This is a genomic window from Hyphococcus sp. D3-15, from assembly GCF_055809375.1.
This window is the reverse complement of sequence record NZ_CM147910.1, coordinates 174497-191553: the sequence shown is the minus strand read 5'-3', so window position 1 is coordinate 191553 and position 17057 is coordinate 174497. Positions and strand designations below refer to the sequence as shown.

15 protein-coding genes and 1 pseudogene are annotated in these 17057 nt (G+C 58.5%); 8 read left to right on the top strand and 8 right to left on the bottom strand.

Annotation, left to right across the window (positions count from 1 at the left end; translation table 11 throughout):
• Positions 1-25: 25 nt before the first annotated feature.
• The 4 genes from AC0L8G_RS00930 to AC0L8G_RS00915 form a co-directional block, all read right to left on the bottom strand.
• Positions 26-2542 (bottom strand): M16 family metallopeptidase, encoded by a 2517-nt coding sequence (locus tag AC0L8G_RS00930; protein WP_473386112.1) that lies wholly within the window; start codon positions 2540-2542, stop codon positions 26-28.
• Positions 2535-2762, bottom strand: coding sequence for a hypothetical protein (locus tag AC0L8G_RS00925; protein WP_473386111.1), 228 nt, complete (start codon positions 2760-2762; stop codon positions 2535-2537). The genes AC0L8G_RS00930 and AC0L8G_RS00925 overlap by 8 nt, the downstream gene beginning before the upstream one ends.
• Before the next feature lie 132 nt (positions 2763-2894).
• Complete coding sequence (locus AC0L8G_RS00920) at positions 2895-3464, bottom strand: ActR/PrrA/RegA family redox response regulator transcription factor (protein ID WP_473386110.1); 570 nt, start codon at positions 3462-3464, stop codon at positions 2895-2897.
• A 56-nt stretch (positions 3465-3520) separates the two neighbouring features.
• Positions 3521-4867 carry an ActS/PrrB/RegB family redox-sensitive histidine kinase gene (locus AC0L8G_RS00915; protein ID WP_473386109.1) on the bottom strand — a complete coding sequence of 449 codons (1347 nt, stop codon included), beginning with the start codon at positions 4865-4867 and terminating at the stop codon, positions 3521-3523.
• Between the two features lie 79 nt (positions 4868-4946).
• Here AC0L8G_RS00915 and AC0L8G_RS00910 point away from each other — a divergent pair, with 79 nt between their 5' ends.
• Together AC0L8G_RS00910 and AC0L8G_RS00905 are read left to right on the top strand one after the other, a co-directional pair.
• The gene (locus tag AC0L8G_RS00910; protein WP_473386108.1) at positions 4947-5531 is read left to right on the top strand and encodes an SCO family protein; all 585 of its coding nucleotides are present in this window, start codon (positions 4947-4949) and stop codon (positions 5529-5531) included.
• 194 nt (positions 5532-5725) lie between these two features.
• Positions 5726-7012: a polyhydroxyalkanoate depolymerase gene (locus AC0L8G_RS00905; RefSeq protein ID WP_473386107.1), complete on the top strand. Its 1287-nt coding sequence runs from the start codon at positions 5726-5728 to the stop codon at positions 7010-7012.
• Positions 7013-7035: 23 nt separating this feature from the next.
• On the opposite strand, the gene AC0L8G_RS00900 is transcribed toward AC0L8G_RS00905, so the two are convergent.
• Complete coding sequence (locus AC0L8G_RS00900; protein WP_473386106.1) at positions 7036-7416, bottom strand: VOC family protein; 381 nt, start codon at positions 7414-7416, stop codon at positions 7036-7038.
• Positions 7417-7469: 53 nt separating this feature from the next.
• On the opposite strand from AC0L8G_RS00900, the pseudogene polA reads away from it, so the two are divergent.
• Positions 7470-10260, top strand: a pseudogene (polA, locus tag AC0L8G_RS00895) (DNA polymerase I).
• A gap of 44 nt (positions 10261-10304) precedes the next feature.
• On the opposite strand, the gene AC0L8G_RS00890 reads toward polA, so the two are convergent.
• Both AC0L8G_RS00890 and AC0L8G_RS00885 read right to left on the bottom strand, forming a co-directional pair.
• Positions 10305-10466 carry a hypothetical protein gene (locus tag AC0L8G_RS00890; RefSeq protein WP_473386105.1) on the bottom strand — a complete coding sequence of 54 codons (162 nt, stop codon included), beginning with the start codon at positions 10464-10466 and terminating at the stop codon, positions 10305-10307.
• Positions 10467-10661: 195 nt separating this feature from the next.
• Positions 10662-12656 carry an ArnT family glycosyltransferase gene (locus tag AC0L8G_RS00885; RefSeq protein ID WP_473386104.1) on the bottom strand — a complete coding sequence of 665 codons (1995 nt, stop codon included), beginning with the start codon at positions 12654-12656 and terminating at the stop codon, positions 10662-10664.
• A 146-nt stretch (positions 12657-12802) separates the two neighbouring features.
• On the opposite strand from AC0L8G_RS00885, the gene AC0L8G_RS00880 reads away from it, so the two are divergent.
• Positions 12803-13831 carry a glycosyltransferase family 2 protein gene (locus AC0L8G_RS00880; RefSeq protein ID WP_473386103.1) on the top strand — a complete coding sequence of 343 codons (1029 nt, stop codon included), beginning with the start codon at positions 12803-12805 and terminating at the stop codon, positions 13829-13831.
• Between the two features lie 50 nt (positions 13832-13881).
• Positions 13882-14421: a methylated-DNA--[protein]-cysteine S-methyltransferase gene (locus AC0L8G_RS00875; RefSeq protein ID WP_473386102.1), complete on the top strand. Its 540-nt coding sequence runs from the start codon at positions 13882-13884 to the stop codon at positions 14419-14421.
• A 1-nt stretch (position 14422) separates the two neighbouring features.
• Here AC0L8G_RS00875 and htpX read toward each other — a convergent pair whose 3' ends face one another.
• Positions 14423-15340, bottom strand: a complete 918-nt coding sequence (gene htpX, locus AC0L8G_RS00870; protein ID WP_473388925.1) for a zinc metalloprotease HtpX — start codon at positions 15338-15340, stop codon at positions 14423-14425.
• A gap of 86 nt (positions 15341-15426) precedes the next feature.
• Here htpX and AC0L8G_RS00865 point away from each other — a divergent pair, with 86 nt between their 5' ends.
• The 3 genes from AC0L8G_RS00865 (at position 15427) to AC0L8G_RS00855 (ending at position 16958) form a co-directional block, all read left to right on the top strand.
• Positions 15427-15618 (top strand): DUF1674 domain-containing protein, encoded by a 192-nt coding sequence (locus AC0L8G_RS00865; RefSeq protein WP_473386101.1) that lies wholly within the window; start codon positions 15427-15429, stop codon positions 15616-15618.
• 100 nt (positions 15619-15718) lie between these two features.
• The gene (locus tag AC0L8G_RS00860) at positions 15719-16417 is read left to right on the top strand and encodes an NHL repeat-containing protein (protein WP_473386100.1); all 699 of its coding nucleotides are present in this window, start codon (positions 15719-15721) and stop codon (positions 16415-16417) included.
• On the top strand, positions 16365-16958 hold the full coding sequence (locus AC0L8G_RS00855) for an NHL repeat-containing protein (RefSeq protein ID WP_473386099.1): 594 nt from the start codon (positions 16365-16367) through the stop codon (positions 16956-16958). Before AC0L8G_RS00860 ends, AC0L8G_RS00855 begins: the two co-directional genes overlap by 53 nt.
• Positions 16959-17057 lie beyond the last annotated feature (99 nt).

Sequence of the window (17057 nt, the reverse complement as noted above, 5' to 3'; positions counted from 1 at the left end):
CGTTTTTTTTGCATGCGCCCGACGGCTAAAGGTCAGCGGCGCTTTTCAACTCGATCGGCCCGAGATTGAGGGCGCGGACATCCGCTTCGATTTTTTCGCGGTCGCCGACAATCACCCAGACAAGACTTTCAGGATGCACCACCTCTTTGGCGGCGGCTGTAATGTCGGCGATGGTCAGGCCTTCATACGCATCTTTCAGCGTTTCAGGATAATTCCACGGCCGGCCATATCGTGCGCTTGAGGCAAGGCTGCCGAGCACGTCGCCTGATGTTTCAAACGAGCCGGGCAGGGACCGCACATTGTTCAGCACAGTGCGCTGCAGCTCGTCGCCGGTCGCCGGTTTGGCGCCGGTATAGGCGGTGAGTTCTTTCACCAGCTCCTGCAGCGATTCCTTGGTCTTGTCGGTTTGCACCGGCGCATAGACCATATAGGGCCGCTGGCCCGTAGCGCCTTGCATGAAGGTGTAGGCGCCATAGGCCCAGCCTTTGTCCTCACGCAGATTCATGTTCACCCGCGCCGAGAACTGGCCGCCAAGAATGTCGTTCATGGCGGTGATGGCGATGGCGTTGTCCGCATTTGACGGCGGCGCCACATGGGCGGCGAGAATCAGCGATTGCGGCGAGCCCGGCTTGTCCACGAGAATGACTTTGCCATGCGCCGGGCGTTCGACCGCCGCAACATTCTTGGTCGGTACCGGCGCTGAAGGCGCGTTCCAGCGCGCAAACGCCTTTTCGAGCAATGGCTTGATTTCCGCCATGGTCGTATCGCCGACGATGAAGATTGTCGCATTGTCGGGACGGATCCATTTCTGGTGGAATTTCGTCAGGTCGTTGCGGGTCAGTGAGTTGATCGACTCGACAGTTCCGGAGCCAGTCAGCGGCGCAGCATAGGCATGACCTTCGCCATAGATTTCCGGCGGCAGCAAACGCAGCGCGAGTTGCACCGGGCTGGCTTTTTCCTGCTCGATATTGGCGAGCCAGCGTACGCGCAGCTTGTCAATTTCGTCCTGCGCAAAGGCCGGGTTCCGGATCACATCCGCAAGAATATCAAGCGACGGGCGAAGGTTCTCCTTCAGCGCAGACATCTGCACCGAATTGACATCGAGATTGGCGCCGGCGCCGAGCGTCGCGCCGAGCAGATCGAGCTGCTCTGCGATCTGGGTTGCGGAGCGGCGTGTCGTGCCTTCGTCAAGCATGGCGGCGGTGAAAGATGATGCCCCGAGCTTGCCGCCTTCAATGCTGTCCCCGGCAAATCCGCCGTCAAACTGAACAGCGATTTCGACGATTGGCACCGTATGACGCTCCGCCAGCACGACTTTCATGCCGTTGTCCAGCGTGGCTTCTTCGATTGCCGGAAACACCAGGTCCGGCGTGGAGGTGACTGCAGGGATGCCTTTTGACCGGTCGACGGTTGAAGCGGTCGTCGAATATTCCGGGAACGGAAGAATGTCGAGTTGGTAATATCCGGCATTCATCACGTCACGCGCGGCCGCAAGCACGTCTTGCGGCGTGGCGGCTTCCAGCCAATCCAGCTGTTCAAGAATGAAACCGGGATTGTCTGCATAGAGCGCGCCCTGGGCCAGGGTTACGGCCTTGCCGCCAAAGCCGCCAATTTGCTCCAGGCCGCGCAAAATGTCGGCTTTAATGCTGGTTTTCGCCCGTGAAAGCTCAGCGGTGCTTGGACCTTTGGCGAGGAATTGCGCAATGACGGCGTCGGTCTCGCGCTCGACTTGCGCGCGGTCTGCGTCTGCATTCGCATCGACGGTGAGGTTGTAGAAGCTCAGCAACTCCTGTTCCTGATTGCCGAGGACGGCCATGGTGGCGATCTGCAGGTCATCGATCAGCCGCTTATACAGTCTTGAGGTCTTGCCGCCGCCAAGAACTTGCGCGGCGAGCTCAAGCATGACGGCGTCGCGCGTGGTGCGTCCCGGCGCGACCCAGTAACGCTCCAGGCGTGGTTGCGGCACGCGATCATACATCACCTCGCGCACATTTGTTTCGAGCTTCGGCGCGTCGGCTTTGGTCTGCGTAACAGGCGGGCCGGCGGGAATGTCGCCGAAATATTTTTCGACCAAAGTGCGGGCGGTTTCCGCATCAATGTCGCCTGCAAGGACGAGGACCGCATTGGCGGCGCCGTAATAATCCTTGAACCATTGTTTCGCCGTCTCGAGCGAGGCGTTTTCCAGATCCTCCATCGAGCCAATCGTGGAATGGCTATAGGGGTGACCGGCAGGCAGCAGGCCTTCCAGCATTGAATATTCAACCATGCCATAAGGCTGGTTGTCGCCCTGGCGTTTTTCGTTTTGAACCACGCCGCGCTGCTCATCGAGCTTTTCCTGGGTGAGCGCGCCGAGCAGGTGGCCCATCCGGTCGGATTCCATCCACAAGGTCATGTCGAGCGCGGTGGTGGGCACGGTCTGAAAGTAATTTGTACGGTCGAACCAGGTGGTGCCGTTCAGGCCGGTGGCGCCGACTTCCTCAAACGGACCGAACCAGTCCTTGTCGAAATTTTCCGAGCCGTTGAACATGATGTGTTCAAACAAATGCGCGAGATCCGGTCTTGCCTTCCGGCTCGTCCTTGGAGCCTACATGGTACCAGATCGAGACCGCCACCAGCGGCGCCTTGCGGTCTTCATGGACAACAACGCGCAAGCCATTGTCGAGGGTGAATTCATCATAAGGCAGATCGATATCCGCGGCGGTTGATGTCGCCGGGGAGAGCGCCAGCATGGCGGCGCTGAGAACGGGTAGAATGATACGCATCAGATATTCCCTTCTGAAAATGCGGGTTGGTTGCTTTTCGCAATATCGGGGCGTGGCGGCAAATGCTAATGCGCCATTGCTGCGCGCTTTATCGCAGTTCAGGCACAGTTCAGCGCAAGACAGATGTAGCGGCTAGCGGGGCGCGCGCTTGGCGAGAATGCGCTGCAAGGTGCGACGATGCATGCCAAGCCTTCTCGCCGTCTCCGAAACATTATGGTCGCAGAGCTCATAGACGCGCTGAATATGCTCCCAGCGGACGCGGTCGGCGGACATTGGGTTCTCAGGCGGCGCCGGGCGTTCGCCAGGACGCGCCAGCAATGCTTTTTCCACATCGTCAGCATCGGCGGGCTTAGAGAGATAGTCGATTGCACCGGCCTTCACGGCGGCGACCGCAGTGGCGATATTGCCGTAGCCGGTAAGCATGACGACGCGGCAGTCCTCGCGTTTGGCGCGAATGGCTTCGACGACTTGCAGACCGTCGCCATCCTCAAGGCGCAGATCGACGACGGCGAAGGCCGGCGGAATGTCCTTGATCATGGTCGCCGCGTCACTCACACCGGCGGCGAGGATGGGCTGAAAGCCCCGTTTTTCCAGCGCGCGGCCAAGGCGCGTGCGAAACGGCTCGTCGTCATCGACGATCAGGAGGGTCGCGTCTTCAGGCAGAGACGTATCGTCGGCGCGGGCTTCATCAAGATGGGACATTGGCGATACCGGGGGGTGTTTTCGTTCAGGCATAAATGCGCTTTTTCGCGCGGAATTCAAGCGATTAGGGCAGATTCTCCGGGGCTGAGCGCCCATTGCGCGCCAACCCATGCGCCGGTGACGCCGGATTCTCCGGAATTCCGGCGCAGATTGTCAAAACGGACTACGGCGCCGGTTGCTTCCAGCAGGGTTTTGGCGATGAAAAAGCCGAGTCCGAGGCCGGTTTTGCCGCCGCGCTCGCTCACATATGGCTCGCCGAGACGGGCGAGGATGTCGGCGGAAAAGCCCGGCCCGTCATCTTGCACCGTGATCGACAACCTTTCGCCATTCCAGTCGGCCTGGAACAGCACTTGCGCGGCGGCGTAGCCGGCGGCGTTTTCAATGAAGTTGCGGAGACCGAAAATGATTTCCGGGCGGCGTTTGAGAACCGGCATTGGCGATCCGTCCAGGCTTTTCGTCTCGATACGGATGACCGGTCCGTTTGGCTGGTCGAGAAACGGGCCGGCGGCCTCGCGCATCATTGTGTCGACGCTCAGCTTGTCATGCATGATGTCGCCAGCATCGCCGTGCCGGGACAGGCGGCCAAGAATGTCGCGGCAGCGCTCGGCCTGACTGACCAGCAGCGCGGCGTCATCGATCATGTCGTCTTCATCGGGAAAAGAGCGTTCGATTTCGCGCAGCATTTCCTTGGCCGTCAACTGAATGGTGGCGAGCGGCGTGCCCAGCTCATGGGCTGCGGCGGCGGCGAGGCCGCCCAGAGCGGTCAGTCTTTCTTCGCGCGCCAGCACCAGCTGCGTCGCAGCAAGGGCGGAGCGCACTTGTGCGGATTCGGCGGCGATCCGGTGGGCGTAAACAGCAAAAAACGCGATCGAAAAGGACAGCGCCGCCCACACGCCGGCTTTATATATCGGCGCCAGAGTTAGCGCTTCGCCCGGCAGCCAGGGCAACGGCATGTGATTGATCGCCAGCAAGCTCACTCCGGCAATGGCCAGTGCGCCAATCGCAATCGTAAAGCGCAAGGGCAGGACGCTGGCGGCGATGGTGACGGGCGCAATGATTAGCGCGGAGAAGGGGTTTTGGATGCCGCCGGTGAAAAACAGGAGCGCGCAAAGCTGTACGATATCGAAGGCGATAAAGCCCGCCGCCTCCTTGTCTGACAAAAGCCTTTGCGGTGAAAAACGCAAGACGGTGAAAAGGTTCAGCCATGCGCTGGCGGCGATCGCCGCGAGGCACAGCCCTAGCGGCGTTGGAAAGCCCAGTGCGAAATGCACGATCACGATAGCGAACGACTGTCCGGCGACGGCGAGCCAGCGCAGCGCGGTCAGCGTGCGCAGGCGCACGGGCCCGCGCAATGCGGTCATGGCGTCCTGGGTGTTTGGGCTGATTGCAAGGGCATGCGGCATTCGGCGCTTTTAGCGCGCCTGTCATTCAGATGGAAAGCTGCTATTGAAAATCCAGCCAGATAATCGCCGGGAGGCATTCATGACCCGCATCGCCGCCGCTTTGTTTTTGCTGCTCGCCGCTTGCGGCCAGCAAGAGCCCTCCGTCGCCATTCCCACGCAAGGCGTCATCGCGCTTTCCGATCAGTTCACCGGGGATTTCGCCTTGGTCGACAAGGCTGGCGTGCCGAAATCCGATGAGGATTTCGCTGGCAAGGTCATGCTTGTCTATTTCGGCTTCACGAACTGCCCGGATGTGTGCCCAGGCGATGTGGGCGTCATGAGCGCCGCCCTGAACGAGCTAGGCGATGAGGCTGCGGAAGTCGCGCCATTGTTTATTTCAGTTGATCCAGAACGCGATACGCCAGCCGCGCTGACGGATTATTTCGCCTTTGACGAACGGATCGTCCCGCTGACCGGCTCCGTCGAGGCGGCCGAGGCGGCCCGCGCCAGCTTTAAAGTGTCGGCGTACAAAGAGACGCTGCCTGACAGCGCGATCGGCTACACGGTTAACCACCAGCGGTTTTTCTTTATTTCCAACCGGGCGGGCCAGCCGGAATATGGCATTGTCGGCGGTCTGAGCCCGCAGGAGCTGGCGGCTTTATTGCGGCGCGAAATCGCAAAATAGGCGCTGTGCCAAGAAAATAATATAAATTACAATCGGTTACGGCTGCAGTTCGCTTTTTCGGATTGTTGCATAGCCGTCATAAATCATTGCCTCCTAGCTTCGGTTAGGCGCATAGTCCCGCATTCTTTAAGGACTTGCGCAGATTTTGTGCTATGCAGCATAAAATCAGTAGCGTTTCGAGGCTCCACACAGAGATGTTATACACCGCATATGAACTCGCCTACGCCGCCACGGCCCCCGCGCGGATCGCCGCTGGAGTTGGCGCGCAATTCTGGCGCTCTCCGCTTAATCCTGTTGCAGATAGCTGGTTCGGCCGCTCGGCCGCCGCGGCGCTCGATGTTTTTGAAAACGCCGTAAGGCGCTATCCGAAGCCGGAATGGGGCCTCGATGCGACGACAGTGAACGGCGCCGAAATCCCCGTTCAAATCAAGGCGGCCGTCAAAGAAGATTTCTGCACGCTCCTGCATTTTGAGCGCGACAAGGACGCCCTCGCCAAGGCGAAGGGAAGTTCTGAGCCTGATCCCAAAGTGCTCATCGTCGCGCCGCTCTCGGGGCATTACGCGACATTGTTGCGCGGTACGGTCGAAGCGATGCTGCCGGAACACGACGTCTACATCACCGATTGGGCGGATGCGCGCCATGTGCCATTTTCCGCCGGGCGTTTTGATCTCAATGATTATGTCGACTATCTGATCGGCTTTATACGGACGATTGGTCCCGGCACGCACGCCATGGCGGTTTGTCAGCCTGGCCCCGCTTTGCTCGCCGCCACTGCGATCATGGCGGAAGACAAGGATCCTCTGCGTCCTGCCTCGATCACCATCATGGGCAGCCCGATTGATACGCGCCGGTCGCCGACCTTGCCGAACAAGCTCTCGCAGGAGCGTCCGCTGCACTGGTTTGAGCAGAACATGATCTACACGGTGCCCGCGCCTTACGCCGGCGCCATGCGCCGCGTCTATCCGGGATTCGTGCAACTCTATTCGTTCCTGTCGATGAATTCCGAACGGCATGTAAATGCGCAATATGACTATTATGAGCATCTTGTGCAGGGCGACGGCGACAGCGCCGACAAGCATCGCACCTTTTATGACGAGTATCTTTCCGTCCTCGACATGACGGAGGAATTCTACATTCAGACGATCAAAGAGGTGTTTCAGGAGCACACATTGGCCGATGGCAAATTCATGCATCATGGCCGACTGGTGAAGCCCGAAGCGATTACCGACATCGCCTTGATGACGGTCGAAGGCGAAAATGACGACATCTCAGGGATTGGGCAAACGCAAGCGGCGCATGATCTTTGCGTCAATATTCCCGAGAATATGCAGCTCGATTACATCCAGCCGAGCGTCGGTCATTATGGCGTGTTCAACGGCTCGCGCTGGCGCTCCGAAATCCAGCCGCGCATCGCCGACTTCATGCGCATGGCGGCGAAAAAAGCCGCGAAGCGCCCGGCGGAGAAACTTGCGGCGGAGTAGAGCGTAGCTTCAGCGCAGCAAGCTCAGCCGGCTTTCGACAAAAACGCGATAGGCAGGCCGCCAGCGCCTTCAAGGTAGTAGATGCGCTCGCCATGGGCGTCGTCAGGGCCTTTGACGTCGAGGCCGTTTTTCTTCGCGCGCTCCGCAAAGGCGTCTGCATCATCGACAACGATTTGCAGCATCGTCATTTCCGGCATTTGTTCGCCCGCCGCCCATAGCTCGATCCAGCTTCCAAGACCGGTCTTGGCGCCTTCGTCCACGGGGAACACCGCGCCGGAAAAACCATTGCTTTGCCCCAGATCCAGCGGGCTAAGGCCCAGTCCGTTTTCCCCAAGCAGATCCGCGATAGACTTGGCGTCTTCGGCATGGGCGACTTTGCAGAACCTGATCCCTAGAACTTTCATGGATGATCTCCTATTGAGGCGGTGCACCCCATTCAAAAGGAACGCTACGATAAATGGCGGCAAAATCCAAAAACGCTACGCGCCTCTACCTTGTCGATGGTTCCGGATATTTGTTCCGGGCCTATTTTGCGATGGCGCGCTCGCGGGAAGGCCTGACGCGGCAATCGGACGGGCTCCCGGTCGGCGCTGTGTTGGGGTTTTCCAACATGCTCAACAAATTGCTGACGGACATGAAAGACGAGCATGACCCGACGCATCTTGCGGTCATTTTCGACTACTCCGGCAAGACGTTCCGCAATGAAATTTACCCCGACTACAAAGGCAATCGCCCGGATGCGCCGGAAGATCTGATCCCGCAATTCCCGTTGGTGCGAGAGGCCACGCGCGCCTTTAACGTGCCATGCATCGAGACCGAAGGCTTTGAGGCTGACGATATTATCGCGACCTATGCCCGCAATGTCGAAGCGGAAGGCGGCGAGGTTGTGATCTTTTCCTCCGACAAGGATCTGATGCAGCTCGTCTCTGATCATGTTTCGATGTTTGATCCGATGAAAAACAAGAAAATCGGACGCGAAGAGGTTGTCGAAAAATTTGGTCTTGGTCCGGAGCATGTTGTTGATATCCAGGCGCTTGCAGGAGATCTCGTCGGATAATGTGCCCGGCGTGCCGGGAATTGGCGTCAAAACCGCCGCGCAGTTGATCGAGGAATATGGCGACCTTGAAACGCTGTTGGCGCGCGCTGAAGAGATTAAACAAAACAAGCGGCGAGAGAATCTTATTGAATTTGCGGAACAAGCGCGCATTTCAAAGCAGCTTGTAAGCTTGCGGACAGACGTACCGCTGGAATTTTCTGTCGATGAGCTGGCGATGCGCAGCCTCGATATTGATTTGGTCATACCGTTTCTTGAGAAAATGGAGTTCACCAAACTGATCGATCGCGTGAAGCGAGAGGTCGGCATGGACGAGCTTGACGCCCGCACCGGGCCGGCGCCGTCTATGGACGTCGCATCTGACTATGAAACCATCTTCGATGAAGGCGCGCTGAAGCGGTGGGTCGCGCAAGCCTATGAGCGCGGCGTTGTCGCCGTCGATACTGAAACAGACAGTCTCGATGCGATGCAGGCGAACCTTGTTGGCGTGTCGCTTTCCACCCGCGCCGGTGCGGCCTGCTATATTCCGCTCGGACATGGCGCAGAAGGGCTTGCGCTCGATGATGAGGAAGTCGCTAAGCAAATACCGCTCGACAAAGCGTTGAAGATCTTAAAGCCGATGCTGGAAGATGAAAGCATTCTCAAAATCGGTCAGAATTTGAAATATGATGCGCTGGTTCTGTCGCGCTACGACATTTCCATATCGCCCTTCGACGACACCATGCTGATGTCCTATGCGCTTGATTGCGGCAAAGGCGGGCACGGCATGGACGAGTTGGCCAAGCGCCATCTCGATTATGAAACCATAAAATTTTCCGATGTCGCTGGAACCGGCAAGAAGGCGAAAACTTTTGATCAGATCGCCATCAAGGATGCATCGAAATATGCAGCGGAAGACGCGGACATCACCTTCAGGCTTTGGTCTGTTTTGAAGCCGCGACTGGCGGCGGAGGGGAAAGCCACCGTCTATGAAACATTAGAGCGCCCGCTCGCGCCCGTCATTGTTGCGATGGAGCGCGAAGGCGTAAAGATCGACAAAGCCGTTCTGGCGCGCCTGTCGTCAGATTTTGCGCAACGCATGGCGGCGGCGGAGGCCGAGGCGCACAAACTGGCGGGCGAAGAGTTCAATCTCGGCTCGCCCAAACAGATTTCGGAAATTTTGTTTGGCAAGCTCGGCCTGCCGGGCGGCAAGAAAACTGCGAAAGGCGCGTGGTCGACCAATGCCGACGTGCTCGAAGAACTCGCTGCGGCAGGTCATGATCTGCCCCAGGCGTTGCTTGACTGGCGTGGACTTTCAAAATTGAAGAGCACCTATACGGATGCACTCCCCGAGGCCATCAATCCGGAAACCGGCCGCGTGCACACCTCTTACGCCATGGCATCAACGACAACAGGGCGGCTCGCATCCACCGATCCGAACTTGCAGAATATTCCCATCCGCACCGAAGACGGACGCAAAATTCGAACAGCCTTTATTCACGAAAAAGGCAATGTTCTGATTTCGGCGGATTACAGCCAGATTGAATTGCGGCTGGTCGCTCATATCGCCGATCTGAAATCGATGAAGCAGGCATTTGCGGATGGCGTGGATATTCACGCCATGACGGCGTCGGAGATGTTCGGCGTGCCGGTTGAGGGTATGGACCCGATGGTGCGCCGGCGCGCGAAGGCGATCAACTTTGGTATTATTTACGGCATCTCCGCCTTCGGGCTTGCAAACCAGCTTGGTATTTCGCGCGGTGAAGCCAAGGAATATATCGACGCATATTTCAAAAAGTTTCCCGGCATTCGTCAGTATATGGATGATACAATCGCATCTGCGAAAGCGAATGGTTATGTGGAAACGATTTTCGGCCGCCGCACTTATGTTGGCGGCATCAATGACAAAAACCCGGCCATGCGCGGTTACTCAGAACGTCAGGCGATTAATGCGCCGATACAGGGCGCGGCCGCAGATGTTATTCGCAGGGCGATGATCCGCATGCCGGCGGCGCTGAAGAAAGCTCATCTCAGTGCGAAAATGCTGCTGCAGGTCCATGACGAACTCATCTTCGAATGCCCGAAAGATGAGGCCGTGAAAACATGCGAGAAAGTGGCTGATATTATGATTGAGGCGCCGGTTCCCGCCGTGACCTTGTCCGTGCCGCTGGTTGTTGATGCACGGGCCGGCAAAAACTGGGACGAGGCGCACTGACCGCCTCGGATCACTGCCTGGGCAGGGCCCCAGATGCCTGTCGGTTATTCGCCTGCTTGCGACAGCCTGATGGCGTTGCCGTCTTCGGCCGGCTCTGTGATGGCAGGGCCAGCGGCCTTGGCGTTCTCACCCGATTTCTCCTTGGGGATTGATATCAACCCCAGGCAGGCAAAGGCGACGGCGAACAAGACGGTTTCAAACTTCATACAACTCCCCCAGTTGTAAAAATTTAACATATTCCGCAACTGCACAATAGCCTTCGCAGGTGCAATATTTATGACAAATTGAGCCTAGCGGCGTATTTTCGCGAAAATCTGAGATGGCGAGTGGAAGCGCTGCAACCAAAGGTGGCGGCGTTCGGCGGTTTTCTCTGATTTTGAATGGTTACAGCGCCTATGGCGTCAAAACCCGCATTGCGGGCGCTGGCTCTCAAAAACATAGAACGCGAAGTGGGGATCTTTGGCGAATTGGGTGCTGTTCGCCCATATCACCGCATCGCTGACGGGGTGTTTGAGATGGGGTCGGGCGATGTCGCGCATGGCTGAGTTATGAAAATAGACGCAGCGTCCGGCGCTCAGAAACGCTTCGGCGGCCTGCCCGGCTTCCGCGGCGTTTTCTTCCAGCGCGGCCATCACGAACGCGCCTTTAGCCTCCGCCGGGATCAGCATCAAAGGCATCTGCGTCAGCACCAATGCGTTTTCAGGGATCGGCGCAGAAATATCCTGGCTCATGGCGAATTGCTCGGCGCGTGTTTTTTCGTGGCCGATCTCTTCGTAGAAGTTGATCGCTGCTGCATAGGATAGGGCTGCAAATGAGATGATGAGCGCGCGGCGTGCGGCCTTCCCTTGGTCCGTTGGCCGCAGGTAATAGATGAGAGAGGCGAGAAGCGCGGCGGCGATTAGCCATTGCGGATATAGCGAGGCGGGTGAGAGCCACCGCTCAGACGCTGCGGCAATCTCCTGCATGCCGAGATAACCCATAGCTGCAATGGCGATGATGACCAGCAAGTTTTGCCGGCTTGGCGTTCCGCCGGCCGCCACAATCAATTCACGAAGGGCCGCCGCGCTCAAGATCGCCAGGAATGGCAACGCCGGGATGAAGTAGCGCATATTGTAACTGCCGCCGCCATGCCATTGGTTGAGGGCGTAGAAACACACCGGCGCAGCAATGGCGAGCAGGCAAAGCCCGGTCGCCGCCAGTCGCTGCTGGCGCAGCGCGCTCACGACAGGCAGCAACATAAGCGCCAACCAGGGCGCGCTCTGGACAAGCGCCTTTTTGGGGTAACCCCAAAACATCAGCTGGCCGAATTCATTGCGTTCAACGCCTGCCTGAAAATAGGCGTCATGGGCTTGTAGGTTAAACACCAGAACATATACGCCCTTGGCGATGCGCCATACGAGATCGCCAAGCGGCGAGGCGAGGACGGCGATCAAGGCGAGACCCGCAAAACCGAGGATCGCTTTCAAGTTGAATTTTGATATGCCAATCCGCAACAGGGCTGGAATGTTGACCGCCCAGATTGTGATCACCGCCGCACCTGCTGCGATCGCCACTGGCAGATAGGCGCCAAGGCTCGCTGCGCCTTCTACCTCGCCATAGCTGAGCGGGGTGAAGTCGCCAAATTTCATTTCATTGAGAATGCTCGCAACGAAAAGTCCAGGAAGCATACCCAGTATGAGCGCCAGCGGCGCCAGCCGGTCCTGTGGGCGGGCGAAAAGGCGCAGCCAGAAAAACAAGGCAAGCCCGACAAGGAAAAGGTCAATTCGGATATTAAGGCCGGCGCCGACCAACAACCCTGCGCTTGCATACAGAGCGAGCGCGCCGCTGCGACGGTCCGTGTCTTGTGCGGCGACCGCGCATGACACGGCGCCGAGCCAGAAGGCGAGCGCCAGCATGTGAGGCCAGATAGCAAAAGCGTATGTAGGGGCGAAGGTGGCGACAGCAAAAATACCCGCCGCCCAAGGAGCGCTGCTCGCGCCGAAAAGCCGGCGCGCCAGAAAATGGGTGAGCCAGACCGCCAGCGCAAAGCACAACGCATTCATTAACATCAGGCCGTGAATGCCGAAGGCCGCGTAGAAGGGCGCAGCAAGCAAGGCGTAGCCGGCGGGATATTGTGGATAGACGGCGCCTTCATGGGCGACCGTCAGAAATTTTGTGAGCGGCGGCGCGCCGTCAACGCCGCCATTGCCGCCAATATAAAAGGCGCCATTTTCGGCCATGGCTTTCGCCATGTCATAATAGATCCCGCCATCAATAATGAAGGGCGCCGGCGGCGCCAGGAACGCGCCGATCATCAGCAAACAGAACAACGCAGCCCAGCGCAAGCGGGCCGCGACGATGCGGGAGAGCAAGCTCGACAATCCGGAGTTTGCGTTCAGTGCCAGGCTGCGAGACAAGGTGAAAAGCCGTATCAGCTACTTAACCATGTTAGGCGTTCCGCCTGAACAAAGAATGAAGTGAGTGGGCGGTGCGAGTGGATTTACGCGCGGTTAAGTGTGTTCGGCCAAGCTGCCTATGTCCCTAACGCGCGGCGAATGCACCCATGACAAAGCTGATCATTCAGATTCCCTGTCTTAACGAATCGGAAACCATTGCCGCAACGATCGCCGATCTTCCGGCTACGATTGATGGCGTTGATGTCATCGAAATTCTGATCATCGATGACGGATCAACGGATGACACCGCGGAAGCGGCGAAAGCCGCCGGGGCTCATCATGTGCTTTCCAATGGAGCCAATCGCGGTCTTGCGCAGAGTTTTCAGCGCGGGCTCGACGCCGCCTTGCGGCTTGGCGCCGACATCATCGTCAACACTGATGGCGACAACCAATATCACGGCGCTGATGTGGCGGCGCTGGTGCGCCCGATCCTCGACAACAAGGCGGATCTTGTCGTTGGCGATCGCCAGACTGAAACGGTTGAGCATTTTTCACCGCTTAAAAAGTCGCTGCAAAAATCCGGCAGTCGCGTTGTCAGCGCGCTCGCCAATGCCGAGATCACTGACGCAGTGAGCGGTTTTCGCGCCTTTTCGCGCCAGGCGGCGATGGGCGTGACGGTGCGCTCGAGCTTTTCCTACACGACGGAGACTCTGATTCAGGCGGGGCGGCGGCGGTTGCGCATCGCTTCGGTGCCCATACGGACGAATAAAGTCGAGCGCCCGTCGCGGCTTTTCCGCTCCATTCCGCAATTTCTTGTTCGCACCGGCCGCACTATGCTGCGCGCCTATGCGATGTACGAACCTCTCAAGATTTTCGCCGTGCTTGGCGTCGCATTAATGGTGGCGGGCGCCATTCCTGTGGTTCGGTTTCTTCTCCATTATTTCGCCGGCGATGGGGCCGGCATGATCCAGTCGCTGATCATTGGCGGCGTCATCATGATGATCGGCGCCATCTCTGCGATGTTTGCGCTGATTGCAGACCTTGTCGCCTATAACCGCCAATTGCTTGAGCTGACCCTCGAACGGGTGCGCAAGATTGAATATGCGATGGACGCAAAGGAAGCGCCGAAAAAACGCCTCCCCATCGAAAAGCTTCGCGAAGAGTTGAAGGCGATCCGCGCGCGCACCGGTTCCTAAGCCGCAAGATCCGGGCGCCTGACGCCGCGAATCCATGCTAGTTTTCCGGCATGACAGTCTATTCGCTCACCCTTTTTGATACGGCGCTCGGGCGCTGTGGCCTCGCCTGGGGTGAAAACGGCTTGCGCTCTGTCAGCTTCCCGGAAGAAAGCGACGACACGACCTGTGCGCAATTGCGCCGCCGCGCGCCGGGTGCGGTTGAGGCTGCGCCACCAGACGACATTGCAGCGGTCATCAGTGATATTCAGGCGCTGTTCGAGCGCGCGCCGCGCGACCTTTCCTATGCCAAGCTAGATCTGGAAAATATCGCCGCCTTCGAGCGAAAGGTGTATGCGCTGTCGATCAACATCAAACCCGGTGATGTGAAAACCTATGGGGATCTGGCGAAAGCGCTGGGCGACGTTGGTCAGTCCCGCCGTGTCGGCCAGGCGCTGGGGCGCAATCCGTTTCCGATCGTTGTGCCTTGCCACCGGATTGTCGGCGCATCCGGCGCAATGACCGGTTTTTCCGCGCCGGGCGGCGCCGACCTCAAGCGCAAGCTCTTGAAAATCGAAGGCGCATTAGAGCCGGATTTGTTTGACGCCCTTTAACTCAGCCCCATGGGCCTTTGCGGTGTCCCTCAAACGGCGAAGGGCCTTCCGGGTCAAGGCGGGTCTGACCGCCCATGCCCGCCATCTGCATCAACCGGTCAATACGGTCTTGCGTTTGCGGATGGGTGGAAAACAGGTTTTGCGCGCCGCGCCCGGATAGCGGGTTGATGATCATCAGCTGACCGGTTTCCGGATGCCGTTCGGCGGTGGCGTTGGGAATTTGCGCTGCGCCATTTGAAATTTTCGCCAGCGCCGAGGCGAGCCATTCGGGATGACCGCAAATTTCCGCCCCCGTCCGGTCGGCCTCATATTCGCGACCGCGGCTGATCGCCATTTGCACCAGCGCCGCCGCCATGGGCGCAAGGATCATGATCGCCAGCGCGCCAATCAGGCCGCCGCCATTATTGCGGTTGCCGCCGAAGAACATCGCGAAATTCGCGAGCGTCGTGATTGCGCCGGCGATGGTCGCGGTGACCGTCATGGTCAGCGTGTCGCGATGTTTCACATGGGCTAGCTCGTGCGCCATCACGCCGGCCAGCTCCTTCTCATTGAGCATCGCCAGCAGGCCGGTCGTCGCCGCAACGGCGGCATGTTCTGGATCGCGGCCCGTCGCGAAAGCATTGGGCTGCGGATTTTCGATAATGTAGATTTTCGGCAAGGGCAGGCCGGCGCCGACGGCGAGGTCTTTCACCATCGCCGCATAGCGGCGCACCGCGCCGGATGCGTGGCGGTCATCCACTTCTTCCGCGCGATACATGCGCAGCACCATCTTGTCGGAATTCCAATAGGCGAAGAGGTTCGTGCCGGCCGCAAACAGGAAAGCGAGCATCATCCCGCCAGCGCCGCCAACCATATAGCCGACGCCCATGAACAGCGCAGTCATGGCTGCGAGCAGCATGCCGGTGCGAAGCGTATTCAACATGTGGCGGGCCTCATCCTTTTGTTTTCAGGCTTTATTTGCCGGATCCTGAGTTCTATATGTGGTCTCGAAAGGCTTGCTTCAATATGGCTGATGACTTCGAAACCGCGCCGAAAAAAGACTTGCCGCCGGCGGCGCAGCGGGCGCTGGCTGAAGCCGAGGCGCGCCGGGAAGCCGCGAAGGCAAAGGCCTTGCCCAAGGAAATCGGCGGCCCGAAGGGCGAAGAGCCGACGCGTTACGGCGACTGGGAAAAGGGCGGCCGGGCGGTGGATTTCTAACGCCGCCACAACGCCGCGCTAGGGTGCCGCTTTTGCTTGGTTCCTTACGCAGCTTGCCCTTATGCTTTGCTTCGTTAAGGCAAAGGAAAGGGCGTGCGACATGCAGCTTCGGGAATGGCAAGGCGGTTTGAAAGCGGCGGCGCTCGCGGCCTATGGCGCGCTCGCAGGATGCGTCGATCCGGTTTCCGAAGGGCGTGCGGAGACGGCGTCCGCTGCGGCGGCCGGACTGGTTCCTGTGCATACCCAGCAATTCACCGACCGTCCGATTCCGCGCTTCATGGCGGACGCCGCCTGGCCGGACCTGCCTGACGATGTGATCCTCGGCCAGATTCCGGGACTTGCCGTCGACGGCGATGACAATGTCTGGATTTTGCAGCGGCCGAACTCCCTCAGCTTTTCCGATACAGGGCTCGATCAAAATCCGCCCATTGCAGTGTGCTGCCGGGCGGCGCCACATGTCATGAAATTCGCGCAGGAAGGCGCGTTCTTGAGCGCATGGGGCGGTCCCGAACATGCGCCCGAGGTCAACGGCGTCAGTCAATGGCCGTCCAATGTTCATGGCCTTTATGTTGATGCTGAAAATACGGTCTGGATCGGCGGCAATGGCGATGGCGATCATGTGGTGTTGAATTTTACAGCCGACGGCGCATTCATTCGCGCCATCGGCGAGCGCGGCCAAACCCGCGGCAATCACGATCGCGAAACGCTGGGAAATCCTGCAGATATTGCGCATGACGAGGAGACAGGTGAGGTCATCATCGCCGACGGTTACATCAACAAGCGCATTATCGGATTCTGACGAAGCGGGAAAGTTCACTCGATACTGGGGCGTCTATGGCGCCTCGCCCGATAATGCGACGCGCGAAGGTTCGTTTGACCAGTCGCAGGCGTCAAGCAATACCGATGGCGGCGCCGACCCGGAATCGAAAACATTTGGCGATATTGTTCACTGCATCGTACGCGGTCCTGACGGTCGCATTTATGTCTGTGACCGGCGCAATAATCGCTTGCAGGTGTTTGAAACGAAGGGCGATGGTGAGGCAAGTTTTGTTCAGGATATTGTATTCGCGCCGGAGACAGGCGGCACACGGACGGTTTCCGATGTCGCGTTTTCGCCCGACGCGGCGTTTATGTATGTCTCTGACATGATGAACGGTCAGATCTGGATACTCGATGCGAAGACCTATGAATTTCTTGGGGCTGTGGGGCGCAATGGCCGCTATCCCGGCGAGTTTATCTGGCTGCACAGCGTCGAGGCGGATAGCGACGGCAATCTCTACACGACGGAGGTGAACACCGGCCGCCGCGTACAGAAATTCGTTTTTACCGGCGTCAACTAAGCCGGGTGCGCTTGAGCGGCGCCAGGGTCGTCTCCTAAGTATAGATTAAGTAAAAAAACAATATAAATACTAATTAAATAAAAAACCATTATTGAGAAC